Here is a 13,631-nt window from a genome sequence, read left to right on the forward strand (position 1 = left end):
CATAATCATAAAAAACCCCACATCGTTGGGAGCAGAGTCTCATCACAGATTTCTGGTGCATATTTAGCGGGTTAGGAATTCTATGGCATTTCAATATGATTATAATGCAGCCAGTGGTCAGCAGAATTATGCTGCCATGGATGCAGGTCTACGGAGCTATATGCTCAGAGTTTATAACTGGATGGCTGTTGCTCTGGTTGTTACAGGCGGCGTGGCTCTTGCTGTTGTACATACGTCATTGCGCGATCTGTTTTTCCACCTTGTGTCAACGCAATCAGGTACGATGATTGCGCCGAGCTTGCTAGGTTATGTTGCTATTTTTGCGCCATTGATTTTTGTCATGGTTTTATCCTTTGGGGTGAACAGGCTTTCGCGCTCTGCGGCTCAGATGATCTTTCTGGCCTTCAGTGCTGCGATGGGTGTCAGTATGGCGTCTTTGTTCTTTGCTTATACAGGGACGTCGATCGCACGCACTTTTTTCATCACTGCATCCCTTTATGCAGCGGTGTCATTATGGGGATATGTTACGAAAAGGTCATTGACCGGTTTTGGCTCTTTCCTGTTTATGGGAATGGTTGGACTCCTGATTGCGATGATTGTCAATATGTTCTTTCATAGCAATATGGTGAGTTTTCTTGTCTCTTGTGTCGGGGTTCTTATTTTTACAGGCTTCACCGCCTATGATACGCAGCGGATCAAGTTTTCCTACCAGCAGCAATATGCCTATATGGGGCCTGATCTTTTGGCAAAAAACAGCATTTATGATGCTTTGACGATGTACCTCAATTTCGTCAATCTGTTCCAGTTTCTGCTACAATTTCTGGGAGATAGGGGCGATAGCAGGGGATAATTCTACCGCGTAGGAAAAATTAATATTTATGATGATACAAGAAAGGCTGGGGGTATCCTCCAGCCTCTTTTTTGTCTGGAACGAAACATAAAGAGGGGCATTACTGCGACTATTAAAAAATTGTAATCCAAGTTTACTTTTACGTGAAATGAGATAGAATACGCGCTAGACCAATGTTTTCTTTTCAGGAAGCTGATGGGAGAAATCTTATCAGTATTCTGGCTTTTCTTGTGAACAATTGGGCGCAAGTTAATGTAAAGGGGACGGTCGGGAATCTTTCCCGATGAGTTGGTATAAACGTAGGAGTGGGAGGTCTCGCTTCTACCGTCAGGACAGGAACGGAGGAAGGTAACAATATGACGACGTTCTTACGCGCTAGGGCAGTCCTGACAGTGTCAAATTGTTATCTGGCCGTTTTGGGCCAGTACGACAGATAAAGGCAGGATCCATGAAAAAACTCTGGCGATTTTTCCCGGCGTTGCCTGCATTGATGCTTTCTGGGTGCACGGTTGATCTTCTTCAGCCACGCGGCCCTATTGCGGATGGTAACCGCGACATGATGGTCCTTGAATGGGCTGTTATGATGTGTGTTGTCGTTCCAGTCATCATCGCAACATTGGTATTTGCTTGGAAATATCGGGCATCAAACAAAAAGGCCGAATATTGGCCGGATTGGGATAATTCTCACAAGATTGAAACTTGTGTATGGGCTATTCCTATCGCGATTATTTTCGTATTGAGCTGCATCAGCTTCTGGAGCACTCATTTCTATGACCCCTATAAACCATTGACACAGGGGCAGCTTGCCAAAGAGCATGCTGAGAACAATAAACCACTTCGTATTCAGGTGGTTGCTCTTAACTGGAAATGGTTGTTTATTTATCCAGATCTGGGAATTGCTACAGTCAACGAACTGGATGTGCCTACGAAGACAGAACTTAGCTTCGTGATTACATCTGATGCTGCTATGACGTCTTTCTTCATTCCGCAGCTCGGTTCTCAGATTTATGCAATGGCAGGGATGGAAACACAGTTGCATCTTCTGGCACGTGATGTTGGCACCTATCGTGGGATAGCGTCACAATATACAGGTCCGGGGTTCTCTGATCAGAAATTCCAGACTATTGCCATGCCAGCTGAGCAGTTCCAGTCCTGGGTTGAAAATGTGAAAAATGGCGGAAGCCGTTTCGCATCCAGTGAGCCGCTTAATGGCACGACGTACGCAAAAGTATCTGCGCAGCAGGTGAATGCACCTGTGACGTATTTTGCTGATGCGCAGTCAGATCTCTTCGATCATATTATTGCCAAATATAACAATGGTATGGTGAAGGATCCGGCTAACGGCAAGATCATGAGCATGCAGTCTGTCACTGACAATGCTGCTTCTAACGACACCGGCATGTAAGGAAACACCGAAAGATGCTCGGAAAATTAACCTTATCTGACATCCCGTTTGATGTACCCATTCTTGTGGGGACGTTTATCGCGGTGGCAGTCATAGGAGTTGCTGTATTAGCGGCAATTACCTATTTTGGTAAATGGGGATATCTGTGGCGTGAGTGGTTGACAACTGTTGACCATAAAAAGCTCGGTATTATGTATATTGTGTTGGCGATTGTCATGCTTGTGCGTGGTCTGGCCGATGCAATCATGATGCGTACACAACAGGCTCTTGCTTTTAACGGTAACCCCGGTTATCTGCCTCCTCATCACTATGACCAGATCTATTCTGCTCACGGCACGATCATGATTTTCTTCATGGCCATGGCGTTCATGACAGGTCTGTTCAACTTTGTGGTTCCTCTTCAGATTGGTGCGCGTGACGTTGCTTTCCCATTCCTGAACTCTGTGAGCTTCTATATGACATTGTCCGGTGCTGTGCTGGTCAATATCTCGTTGTTCATTGGTGAGTTTGCGAATGTCGGTTGGCTTGCTTACCCTCCAGTTTCAGAGCTGGCCTTTAACCCTGGTGTTGGTATTGACTACTACATCTGGGCTGTTCAGATATCTGGTGTGGGAACATTGCTGACAGGTGTGAACTTCTTCACGACGATCGTCAAGATGCGCGCTCCTGGCATGAAATGGATGGAACTTCCAGTTTTCACATGGACTGCATTCTATTCCATCATCATGATCCTGATTACCTTCCCGGTTTTGACGGTTACTCTGGCGCTGTTGTCATTGGATCGTTACCTTGGAATGCACTTCTTCACCAATGACGGTGGCGGAAGTGTCATGCTCTATATCAACCTGATCTGGGCATGGGGACATCCTGAGGTTTACATTCTCGTTCTGCCAGCTTTTGGTGTCTTCTCCGAGATTGCAGCTGTTTTCTCTGGTAAACCACTTTTTGGTTACAGAACCATGGTTTATGCCAGTGGCGCGATCTGCTTCCTTGGATGTGTTGTGTGGGTTCACCACTTCTTCACAATGGGCGCTGGTGCTGACGTCAATACCTTCTTTGGTATTGCTACGATGCTTATCGCCATCCCAACAGGTGTTAAGATCTTTAACTGGCTCTTCACCATGTATAAAGGTCGCGTACGCTTCGAAGGTCCGATGAACTGGATCGTGGGATTCATGATTACCTTCTCAATTGGTGGTATGACCGGTGTTATGCTGGCTATGCCTACAGCTGACTGGGTTCTTCATAACTCACTCTTCCTGGTAGCTCACTTCCATAATACAATTATTGGTGGTGTGTATTTCGGTTACGTCGCAGGTCTGGCTTACTGGTTCCCGAAAGTCTTCGGCTACAAGCTGAATGAATTCTTCGGAAAATGGGCTTTCCGCTGCTGGTTTGTCGGTTATTATGTCACATTCGTTCCGCTCTATATTGCGGGGCTTGAAGGCATGACACGTCGTCTGAACCATTATGACAACCCTAACTGGTATCCTCTGATGCTCGTTTCCTGTGTTGGTGCATTCATCATCATCCTGGGTACACTTTGCATTGTTGCACAGCTGATTCTGGCTGTTGTTGATGCTGTAAAAGGTAAACGTGATGCGAATGATCTGACCGGTGATAACTGGGGATCTGGTCGTACTCTTGAATGGTCTCTTCCTTCACCAGTACCGCACTATAACTTTGCTCGTATCCCTGTTGTCAGGGGACTTGATACATTCCATATCGAGAAGAAACTCGGCCGTCCGGCACCTGTAACGCCGCTTGAGCCAATTCACATGCCCCGCTATACAGGCGTGGGTGCGGTGATCGGTTTCTTCACCATTCTTCTGGGCTTTGCTCTGGTATGGCACATCTGGTGGCTTGCAGGACTTGGTTTCTTGGGAATCATGCTTTCTGTCATTGCTCGTAGTGCTGACCTCGATGTGGATTATTACGTTCCTGTTTCAGAGATCCAGGCTAACGAAGATGCTTTTGCAAAGCGGCTCGCCGCGGCGCAGGCAGCAGAATAAGGAGGAGATGAATCAATATGTCTACTGACACGACTCACTCGTCCGTAGCTGGCCACGAAGAACACGTCGACCATAACGAAGTTAAGGTCTTCGGGTTCTGGATCTACCTGATGACGGACTGCGTAGTGTTTGGCACACTTTTCACGGTATTTGCCGTGATGTGCCACCAATATGCAGGTGGTCCGACGGGTAAAGAGCTTTTCAATATCACCAATGTCGGCGTTGAAACGGCCATCCTTCTGGTCTCTTCAATCACCTATGGTTTTGCGATGATTAGTGCTTTTGCACAGCGCAAATCCGGGGTTCTGGCATGGTTGCTCGTAACTTTCCTCCTTGGTCTTTCCTTCGTCGTTCTTGAAGTGAAGGAATTTGCCGAGCTGATTGGTGAAGGGAATGGACCAGACCGCTCTGCGTTCCTGTCTTCATTCTTTACACTGGTTGCGACACACGGTCTTCACGTTACGTTTGGTCTGATCTGGATGATCGTTCTGTTCTTCCAGATCATGGGTAAACAGGGACTTGGAGAGCGGATGATGGGCAAGCTTACGTGCCTGAGCCTTTTCTGGCACTTTCTTGACATCGTCTGGATCTGCGTCTTTACCTTCGTATATCTAGGGAGTGTGATGTAATGAGCCAGAATCATGCAACATCTGCAGCAGGTGAGAGCCATGGCTCTTACGGTTCCTACATCACAGGCTTTGTACTGGCAGTTATTCTGACTGTTGCTTCTTTTGCCATCGTCATGACGAAGGCATTGAGCTTCTGGTCAACACTGGTAGTGATAAGCATTCTTGCAGCAATCCAGATTGTTGTTCATGTGGTCTTTTTCCTTCATATGAACACAAGCTCAAAACAGCGTTGGATTGTCATGACATTCCTGATTACAGTTTTCTCTGTATTGGTGATTGTCGCAGGATCACTCTTCGTGTTGTGGGATACACAGATGCATATGATGTCTCGTTAAGAGAGATCTAAGGCACTTAATGTGTTCCGAAAGGAAGGGCTGGGGATTTTTCCCGGCCCTTTTTTATAGCCAAATATGGTTAGATTTTTAAAATAGGCGTTAAAAAAACCTTGGCTCTTATGTAAGTGCCAAGGTTTTTTTAGCAGTATATAAAGTGATTTTAGTCTTGATGGGGCTCTTCTGATAAAAGCTTTGCTTTATCGGGTTTGCCATTCCACTCTTCGGCATCAGCGGGCTGAGTGCCTTTCTGGCTGATATTAGGCCAGACTTTAGCTAACCTGGCATTTGTTTCCATCCAGGGGCCTGATCTCTCATCACTGTCAGGGAAAATAGCTTCTGCAGGACATTCTGGCTCACACACACCACAGTCAATACATTCATCAGGATTGATGACCAGAAAATTTTCGCCCGCATAGAAGCAGTCAACTGGACAAACCTCTACACAATCCATGAATTTGCATTTAATGCAGTTTTCTGTGACCACATAGGTCATTGTCGTCTCCAGTTCTTACGTAGGCCTTCAGATAAAGCCTGATATCAGAATTTTCCAGAATGGTATGCGAAAATAAGGCATATTATGCAAGCATAAAACGCTTATTCGGACATTTCGCGATAGAGTAATGCGGCTTCAGGGGCAGGGCCCCGCCTCGTACCCAGTTTTTCGATGCACCATACTTTGACTATAGAGGGTCTTCCGGGGAGTGGAAATGTCAGAATATCACCGATCCGTAATTTTGTATGAGGTTTGCTTACGCGTCTGCTGTTTAAATGAATATGTTCTTTTTCGATATAACGTGCGCAAAGTTGACGGGTTTTTGCGACCCGAGCATAAAAGAGCCAGAGATCAAGGCGCTGTGAATCCATGTTCTAAACTTATTTCCGAAAACGAAGATTTTTAAGAATGTTAAAAGGTGTCTCTTTTTGTTTTTTGCAGTGGATTCTTGTTCTGAGCTGTTTCTTTTTACCTTTTTTAGGAGACAAGGCAGCTTTTAACATAAGGGGTGCTGGAGGACCGTAAATGTTTTTGGGAAGGGTTTGAGGCGTCTGATAAGCGATATTTATTATTTTCAGAATATCTAACACTGCTTTTTGCTTTACGCCTAAAAGAGAAGCAAGATTATAAGGGGCAGGAAGATTACGCGCATTTTTATCAGAGTCAGGGAGAAGCTTTAGGATTTTCTCAAGTTTAACCACGCTTAGAGTGGCTGTCCCCAGCTTTATGATTCCTGGGGCTAATAACTGTAAATTCTCTGAGTGTCCCTTATGCCAGGCAGCATGAAGATGGAGAAATATTTGCTGAAGGGGCGCTTTAAAAAGTGGTGCGCAGTAAATATAACGTTTACCAACGACAATATTGTCCTGACGCAGGATTCTACGCTGTAATTGTGAAAGTGTATTGTCACTTTTTTGTTTAAGCGTCATACCTCCATCATCATATAAACGATGAATAATTCCTCTCAGCTGCGGATCATTGTGAGTGCATTCGCGGGCTTTCTCAAGAGGAAGTAGCAACTCATCTATGAGCGAAGAGATCATAAAATGCAGATGTTTTAAAATAGTATGACGTTGCGCCATATCCTGAAAGTCACCGGGAAAAAGTGATATTTCAGGGACAAAATAGCTTTTCCCACGTTTTATCTGCCCAATAGGGATATTGTCCCAAATAATAAGGCCCTGAGCCTGAAATGATAAGGCAGAAGGTTTTTCAGTTAAGAAATGTCGGATTAATGACGGCATTTCAAATTGTAAGGCCCGTCTTGCCGTTTTAAGTAAAATCGCTTTTTCAGCTTGGTTGCTAGATTGATCCAGTTCAATGGTAAAACCCTTGATCAGCCCAATATCGTGGCCTTCAACGAGAATATGTTTATCTTTGGTAATTTTATAGAACAGCTCCCCTTTCTGTTCTGAAAAATTCTTAAAAAGTGAGACAGCTCGCTTATTGACGAAGCGGGCCATTAACCGTTCATGAAGGGCATCAGAAAGGTTATTTTCAACTTCGTGGCTGCGTTTCTGCCAGTAATTATTACGGGGCAACCAGTTAGGATGTGCCGCGATATAGGAACAGATGCGCACGGTTTGCAGCCGTTGCATAAGGGTGTCGATATCGGCGTCACTCTGGTTGAGAAAGCGTAATTGCCCCTCAATCCAGTCTGTAGGAATTTTCCCTTCTTTCAGAAGATGTAGAAATAATTTTCCACAAAGTTGTGCGTGACTGTCATCACCCAGTTTCTTGAAGTCAGGAATCTGGCAGACTTCCCATAAAATTCTGGTTGTTTTAGGGGTGAAAACGGAATTTTTAAGCAGGTCTGAAATTGTAAGATATTCAAGCACAGCAAGGTCAGAAGCTTCACGTCCCTTGATAAGCTCAGTTTGGAGGGAGGGGGTCTGTAATGATTTGAGGAGCGTATGTGGATTTGTGAAATCCAGATGGTTTTGCCGCCAATATATTTGTTTTAATGAGGAAAAGTTATGGGTCTCAATCGCTGTAATGGTTTCAGTTGGAAGGGCGTCTGAGTGACTGATCGTGCCAAAAGTTCCATCTTTCATACCACGCCCGGCTCTTCCGGCAATTTGTGCAATTTCCTGCAAAGTCAGTGAGCGATGAACCCGGCCATCAAATTTCCTCAGTGAGGAAAGGGCCACATGGTCAACATCCATATTCAACCCCATGCCGATGGCATCAGTTGCAACCAGATAATCAACCTCACCTTTCTGGTAAAGTTCGATTTGTGCATTGCGGGTACGGGGGCTTAGGCGCCCCATAATTAAAGCGCAGCCACCTTTTTTTTGCCTTATGGTTTCAGCCAGGGAATAAACTTCTGAAGCAGAAAAAGCGACAAGAGCGGTCCTGGGAGGAAGACGCGTGAGGGGAGTAGGTCCTGTATAAATCAGCTTTGATAATCGTGGACGGGTTTCGATAACGATATTTGGAAGAAGTTTTTTCAAAAGTGGGCGGATTATTTCAGCCCCGAGGAAAAGAGTTTCCTCTTTCCCTCTGGCATAAAGGAGACGATTGGTAAAAATATGCCCTCTGTCTGGATCTCCAGCGAGCTGTATTTCATCAATGGCGATGAAATTGACCCTACGTTCAAGTGGCATGGATTCAACGGTGCAGGAGAACCATTTCGCTTTAGCGGGAATAATTTTTTCCTCACCAGTGATAAGACCGACTGACTCTTCACCTTTCAGACGAACAAGACGTTCGTAATTTTCCCGGGCCAGTAAGCGTAAGGGAAAACCGATAATACCGCTTTCATGCCCAATCATACGTGAGAGGGCATAATGTGTTTTCCCTGTGTTTGTTGGTCCCAGAACAGCATGGAGGAAACCAGATGAACTTAAAGTCATGTGCATCCATGCCTTATAGTAGGTAAAATAGGGTAGGGAGCCCGTTATAGGCGAGCCTGAATGAAGGTCATTTTATAGGTGAAGAATGTTGAGTCCAGAAATAGTTTTGCAATCATTATCTTTATCGTTTCCCTTGCTTGAAGGGGAAAATATTTCTGAATCTTTTCCTCTCTTTCTTCTGCATAAAGATGACGAGGCACAGGCACGCGCCCTCTGTGGTGAGGACTGGTCTTATTTGACGTTAGATAAATGTGTTTTAAAAGCTGGAACAATTTTCCTTCTTCCAGGAAAAAAGGGTCTCAGAGGGGCTGTCGCGTTTTATGATAATCCAGAAAATCCTGAATCTTTTGGAGCGCTAGCACGTCAGCTGCCGGGCTTGATATGGTCTATTCAGTCAGAGGATCAGACGCTTCTTGAAAGTGCTTTTCTGGGAATATGTCTGGACGGGTATGATTTTACCTTATCAAAGGAAAAGACAGCGCCAGAGGTAAGAGCGCGTTTTCTTATTCCTGATTTTTTTGCCCGTGAAAGACTAAACTATGTCAAAACGATTGCCAAAGCTGTCTGGATGGGGCGTGATCTCATTAATATGCCCGCCAATATCCTTGGCCCAAAAGAATTAGCCAGTTTTGCTGCTGAAGAGCTTAAAAAACGTGGCGCCTCTGTCAGACTGATAGAAGGGGAGGATTTAAGGAGAGAATATCCTTCACTGGCTTCTGTCGCTGCTGGGTCAGATCGGGGAGGAGTTGTTCTCTCGGCTCATTGGAGTGGAAAGAACGGCGCGCCTCATATTGCTTTGGTCGGGAAAGGGGTCTGTTTCGATACAGGTGGATATGACCTTAAGCCTTCAAATGCAATGCTGAAAATGAAGAAAGATATGGGTGGCGCTGCCTTGATGCTAGGTCTTGCCTGCGCACTCATTGAAACAGGTCAGGAACTGGAAATAGACTTACGTTTAGGTTGCGTTGAAAATAGTATTTCGGGTCATGCCATGAGACCGGGCGATGTCCTTAAAACAAGGAAAGGCCTCTCAGTCGAAATAGGAAATACTGATGCTGAAGGCCGTCTGGTGTTATGCGATTTGCTCACAGAGGTCTGCGAAAAAGATCCAGCCATTGTTCTTGATGCTGCAACCCTGACAGGGGCTGCGAGAGTGGCTCTAGGACCTGATCTCCCGGCTTTATTCTGTAATGATGATGATCTGGCCGAAGAGCTTTTAAAAGCGGGACGTGAGTATTTTGATCCTTTGTGGCGTTTACCGCTCTGGTCTGCATATAATGCATGGCTTGAGAGTGATATCGCTGATTGTAATAATGTAGCGAATAAACCAATGGCGGGAGCCATTACGGCAGCGTTATATTTGCAGAATTTTGTTAAAAAAGGACAAAAATGGGCACATATTGATAGCTATGCCTGGAATGATCAGAGTACGTCATGCCACCCCAAAGGGGGTGAGATGCGCGCATTAAGGGCATTGTTTGGGCTTTTATCCACAAGATTTAAGGCTTAGTTATAAGAAAAAGACATAGCTGTTGAGCGTTAGGCACAATTCTTAATTTGTTACGATTCCATTATGCTTGCAAAACCGTTCTGAATAAGTCATCTCAATGGTAGTTATTGTCGGACTAAGGTCAGGCAGGTGACAATGATTTCAAATGAACGAACATCAAAGGTGGTTCTATGAATCGTGCGAAGAAAACAAACCAGACCTTATTAGTGCTGCGTGATACAATCGTCGAGAGTGTTCGGCGTGAAGGGCCCGATCTTTCAGCGCGTCAGCTTGCTGTGTTCCTGACCTGTTATCTGCAAGATGGGGCACATACGGTCCGTGGTTTGTCAGAGCTGTTGAAGGTTTCTAAACCTGCGATCACGCGTGCATTGGATCGCCTCGGTGAATTAGACTTGGCGCGCCGTAAAACTGACCCGCTTGACCGCCGCTCGGTTCTTGTGCAGCGCACTATGCAGGGAACAGCCTATCTGCGTGAATTAGGTACTATTATGGACCATGCAGCAGCGGGGAATCTTTCTTCCAAATCAGGAAATAATTCCTCTGCCCAAAAGGTAACGGATTTTCGTCTGCGTAAAATTGGTTAAAGATTCGTAACATTTTTTGTTAATGACAGGGAATGTTTTTTTATAAAGACTTTCCCTGAAAATATTTCCCTCTTAAAGCAATGCCTTGGGTATTTTAGACTTTTCACAGATTTATTGATAAAGTTCCGACAAATATGATCGTCGTTAAGGACTTTTTATGGTCGGGTCTGTCTCTTTTCTGAATTTGCCGGCACAACAGGCTCGTCTTGGAAAAGGTTTGAAAGAGCGTGTTGAGCGTGTTTTCGAGCATTGTCAATTTGTTATGGGGCCGGAGGTTGAAGCGTTAGAGCAGGCGCTTGCCTTTTATAGCAAAGCTCGTCATGCCATTGCCGTTTCGTCAGGCACAGATGCTCTTTTGATTACCCTGATGGCAGAAAAAATCGGTCCCGGAATGGCTGTTTTTCTTCCTGCCTTTACATATACAGCAACGGCGGAGGTTGTCTTACTGCTTGGGGCTGTGCCTGTATTTGTAGATATTGACCCTCATAGTTTCCAGATAAATCTGGCTTCCTTAAAGGAACGATATCAAAATGTCTTAAGCGGGAATGTGTTAAAGCCATCTGTGATTATAGCCGTTGATCTTTATGGCCAGCCTGCACCATGGGATGAACTGAAGGCTTTTTCTCTGGAAACAGGTCTTATATTGATTGCCGATTGTGCCCAGTCTTTTGGGGCTTCCTATAAAGGCCGTAAGCTAGGTCAGGAAGCCCTTGCCACGACGCTTTCTTTTTTCCCGTCAAAGCCATTGGGCTGCTACGGAGATGGTGGGGCCATTCTTACCAATGATTCTGAAAAAGCAGAGCTCTATCGTTCCCTGAGGTCTCATGGAGAAGGGAAAGAGCGTTATGACGTCTTGAGAATAGGGCTTAATGCCAGGTTGGATACCGTTCAGGCTGCCGTTCTTCTCGCTAAAATGGAAGTATTTGATGAAGAGCTGGCAAAGCGTGAGGCTGTTGCCAACTATTATGATCAATATCTGCCTAAATGCGTGAAGACGCCTGTGCGTGTAAAAGACAGTCAAAGTGCCTGGGCAGTTTATTGCATAAAGCTTTCTTCAAAACAGGCTCGCGATAGTTTAAGGCTGTGCTTGAAAGACCATCATGTTGCGTCGGCAATTTATTATCCCAAACCGCTTCATCAGCAACCCGCTTATAAAAACTATCATGATGGTGTCTCTCTTCCTGTTTCTGAAGGGATAGGGGAAGTTGTTCTGGCGCTTCCCATTCATCCTGATTTAACTGAGCAAGAGAGCAGACTTGTCGTGACAACCGTTCAGAAATGGGCTGATCAAAATGACTTTTAAAAGCAAAAATGGTTTTCTTCTTGGGTGTGCGCTCCTTGTCCTGATCCCTGTAATACTGATCTGGTCGTTTGCTTGGCCTATGTTACGGCCAGTTCCCTTCCCCTCTCTGATAAAGGGGCAGGAATTACAGCCCATGCAGCGTTCGTTGAATGGAAAGGAAGTTGATATTCTCAATCAGTGGCTTCAGCATCATAGGACGTCATGGGGAACCAAAGGAGAGAAAGCGCCGGCAGGAAACCCCTCAGTCCAGTTTCTACTGGAAGGAGAAAGCGATCATAAACTCTATCTGTCTTTTTGGCATTTTCGTCATGGGGATGATGTAGCGGGGTTTCAGACAGAGGCAGATGGCTCTTTCAGAATGAGCTCTGCCAATAAAGACGAGCTGACAGATTTGATAAAGAACTTCCCTGATGTGTCCTGGAATGCCAGGAAATAACTTTTCAGAAAAGATCAGTTTTAATCCTGATCTTTTTGATCATCATCTATTTTTTGGTTTTCTTCTTTTTTCCGGGCGTCCAGTTCTTCCTGACTGACTTCTGAGACTGCCATCTGGACAGCTTCAGCATTTTCAAGTGGTGGCATTGCCTTATCAAAAACTGCCAGTAACGCTGCTGTAATAGGAGAAGCAAGGACTAATCCGGGCACACCTAATATAGAGCTGAAAACAGTCTGTGAAAGAATGGCAATAGCAGGGGGCATGTGTACAGCACGGCGCTGAATGAGCGGTGCGAGCACATTTCCTTCGAAGAACTGGATGACTGTATAAAGGATTGCAACAAGAAAACACTCTTTAGTGCTGACAGAGAGGCTGATAATCAAGGCAGGCACAGCCCCCATAATGGCCCCGATATAAGGAATGAAATTGCAAAGTCCTGCAACGACACCTAGCGCAAGCGCTAGTGGAACGCCGATCATGGAAAGGCCGAGTCCAGAAAAACAGCCAACAACCAGCATGTCGAGGGCCTGACCAGAGGTCCATGCCCATAAAGTTGCTCCCGCTGAAAATAAAAGATCTCGGGTGACTTCTCTCTGGGGGGGAGGGATCAGGCGTAAAAAGCCGTTAATATAGAGAGAAGGAGAAATAGCAAAATAAAAGGCAGCTATCAGTACGACAAAAATGGTGCCCATTAGACCAAAGGCACTGCTTAGAAAGCCTGTGACAGAGCCAGCGAATCCAAAACCAAGGCTGCTCAGGGGATTATGGCTGTCATTACCGCCGATTGCTGTCGGTAAATGATCCAAAATCAATTTGCCCAAGGTTGAGTGAGATAAATGTCCCTTCAAATCGCCAGATTGTGTAATCAGAGCTGTTTTCAGGCTTATAAACTGGTCGCCAATGGCCGGGCCATTACTCCAGATCAGGGCAGTAAATAAACCGATGATTGTAACGACCACAATGCCTACAGCCGCTGCATAGGGGATAAAAGGAATAAATTTTCTCAATAATCTTGCAAGACCGTGCATAACAATCGCCATCAGGGCAGCTGCGAAAACAATGGTTATAACATCGCCCACGAGCCATAAGGCCAGCATGATAAGCGTCAGGATGATGACAGAGCGTAGGAGTGTCACAAGCTGGTTTAAAGCGCGTGAAGGTGGCTCTTTTTCAGTAGGTTGTGGTCGGTAAAAGAAAAATCCCATGAAAGTGGCACCCT

13 protein-coding genes are annotated in these 13,631 nt (G+C 45.4%); 9 read left to right on the forward strand and 4 right to left on the reverse strand.

Annotated features, from left to right (window positions below; all coding sequences use genetic code 11):
• Positions 1-82 precede the first annotated feature (82 nt).
• The 5 genes from AC3B6P_RS09100 (at position 83) to cyoD (ending at position 5,231) form a co-directional block, all read left to right on the forward strand.
• Complete coding sequence (locus AC3B6P_RS09100; protein WP_489805816.1) at positions 83-850, forward strand: Bax inhibitor-1/YccA family protein; 768 nt, start codon at positions 83-85, stop codon at positions 848-850.
• 448 nt (positions 851-1,298) lie between these two features.
• Positions 1,299-2,255, forward strand: coding sequence for a ubiquinol oxidase subunit II (gene cyoA / locus AC3B6P_RS09105; protein ID WP_489805817.1), 957 nt, complete (start codon positions 1,299-1,301; stop codon positions 2,253-2,255).
• Between the two features lie 14 nt (positions 2,256-2,269).
• Positions 2,270-4,267, forward strand: coding sequence for a cytochrome o ubiquinol oxidase subunit I (gene cyoB, locus AC3B6P_RS09110; protein WP_489805818.1), 1,998 nt, complete (start codon positions 2,270-2,272; stop codon positions 4,265-4,267).
• 17 nt (positions 4,268-4,284) lie between these two features.
• Complete coding sequence (gene cyoC / locus AC3B6P_RS09115; protein WP_489805819.1) at positions 4,285-4,896, forward strand: cytochrome o ubiquinol oxidase subunit III; 612 nt, start codon at positions 4,285-4,287, stop codon at positions 4,894-4,896.
• Complete coding sequence (gene cyoD / locus AC3B6P_RS09120; protein ID WP_489805820.1) at positions 4,896-5,231, forward strand: cytochrome o ubiquinol oxidase subunit IV; 336 nt, start codon at positions 4,896-4,898, stop codon at positions 5,229-5,231. The genes cyoC and cyoD overlap by 1 nt, the downstream gene beginning before the upstream one ends.
• A gap of 160 nt (positions 5,232-5,391) precedes the next feature.
• Here cyoD and fdxA read toward each other — a convergent pair whose 3' ends face one another.
• From fdxA to AC3B6P_RS09135, 3 genes are all read right to left on the reverse strand, one after another.
• A complete protein-coding gene (gene fdxA / locus AC3B6P_RS09125; RefSeq protein ID WP_489805821.1) occupies positions 5,392-5,724 on the reverse strand; it encodes a ferredoxin FdxA in 333 nt (110 codons plus the stop codon).
• 101 nt (positions 5,725-5,825) lie between these two features.
• On the reverse strand, positions 5,826-6,095 hold the full coding sequence (locus tag AC3B6P_RS09130) for an RNA-binding S4 domain-containing protein (protein ID WP_489805822.1): 270 nt from the start codon (positions 6,093-6,095) through the stop codon (positions 5,826-5,828).
• 9 nt (positions 6,096-6,104) lie between these two features.
• Positions 6,105-8,579, reverse strand: a complete 2,475-nt coding sequence (locus AC3B6P_RS09135) for a helicase-related protein (protein WP_489805823.1) — start codon at positions 8,577-8,579, stop codon at positions 6,105-6,107.
• 106 nt (positions 8,580-8,685) lie between these two features.
• Here AC3B6P_RS09135 and AC3B6P_RS09140 point away from each other — a divergent pair, with 106 nt between their 5' ends.
• From AC3B6P_RS09140 to AC3B6P_RS09155, 4 genes are all read left to right on the forward strand, one after another.
• Positions 8,686-10,089 carry a leucyl aminopeptidase family protein gene (locus AC3B6P_RS09140; RefSeq protein WP_489805824.1) on the forward strand — a complete coding sequence of 468 codons (1,404 nt, stop codon included), beginning with the start codon at positions 8,686-8,688 and terminating at the stop codon, positions 10,087-10,089.
• A 170-nt stretch (positions 10,090-10,259) separates the two neighbouring features.
• Positions 10,260-10,673 (forward strand): MarR family transcriptional regulator, encoded by a 414-nt coding sequence (locus tag AC3B6P_RS09145; RefSeq protein WP_489805825.1) that lies wholly within the window; start codon positions 10,260-10,262, stop codon positions 10,671-10,673.
• Positions 10,674-10,830: 157 nt separating this feature from the next.
• Positions 10,831-11,976: a DegT/DnrJ/EryC1/StrS family aminotransferase gene (locus AC3B6P_RS09150; RefSeq protein WP_489805826.1), complete on the forward strand. Its 1,146-nt coding sequence runs from the start codon at positions 10,831-10,833 to the stop codon at positions 11,974-11,976.
• Entirely contained in the window at positions 11,966-12,412 is a 447-nt protein-coding gene (locus AC3B6P_RS09155; protein ID WP_489805827.1) for a BatA domain-containing protein, read from the forward strand. The genes AC3B6P_RS09150 and AC3B6P_RS09155 overlap by 11 nt, the downstream gene beginning before the upstream one ends.
• Positions 12,413-12,432: 20 nt before the next feature.
• Here the strand turns inward: AC3B6P_RS09155 and AC3B6P_RS09160 are convergent, their stop codons facing one another.
• Positions 12,433-13,617, reverse strand: a complete 1,185-nt coding sequence (locus AC3B6P_RS09160; RefSeq protein WP_489805828.1) for an AI-2E family transporter — start codon at positions 13,615-13,617, stop codon at positions 12,433-12,435.
• Positions 13,618-13,631: the final 14 nt, after the last annotated feature.

Source organism: Aristophania sp. ESL1142, from assembly GCF_058107345.1.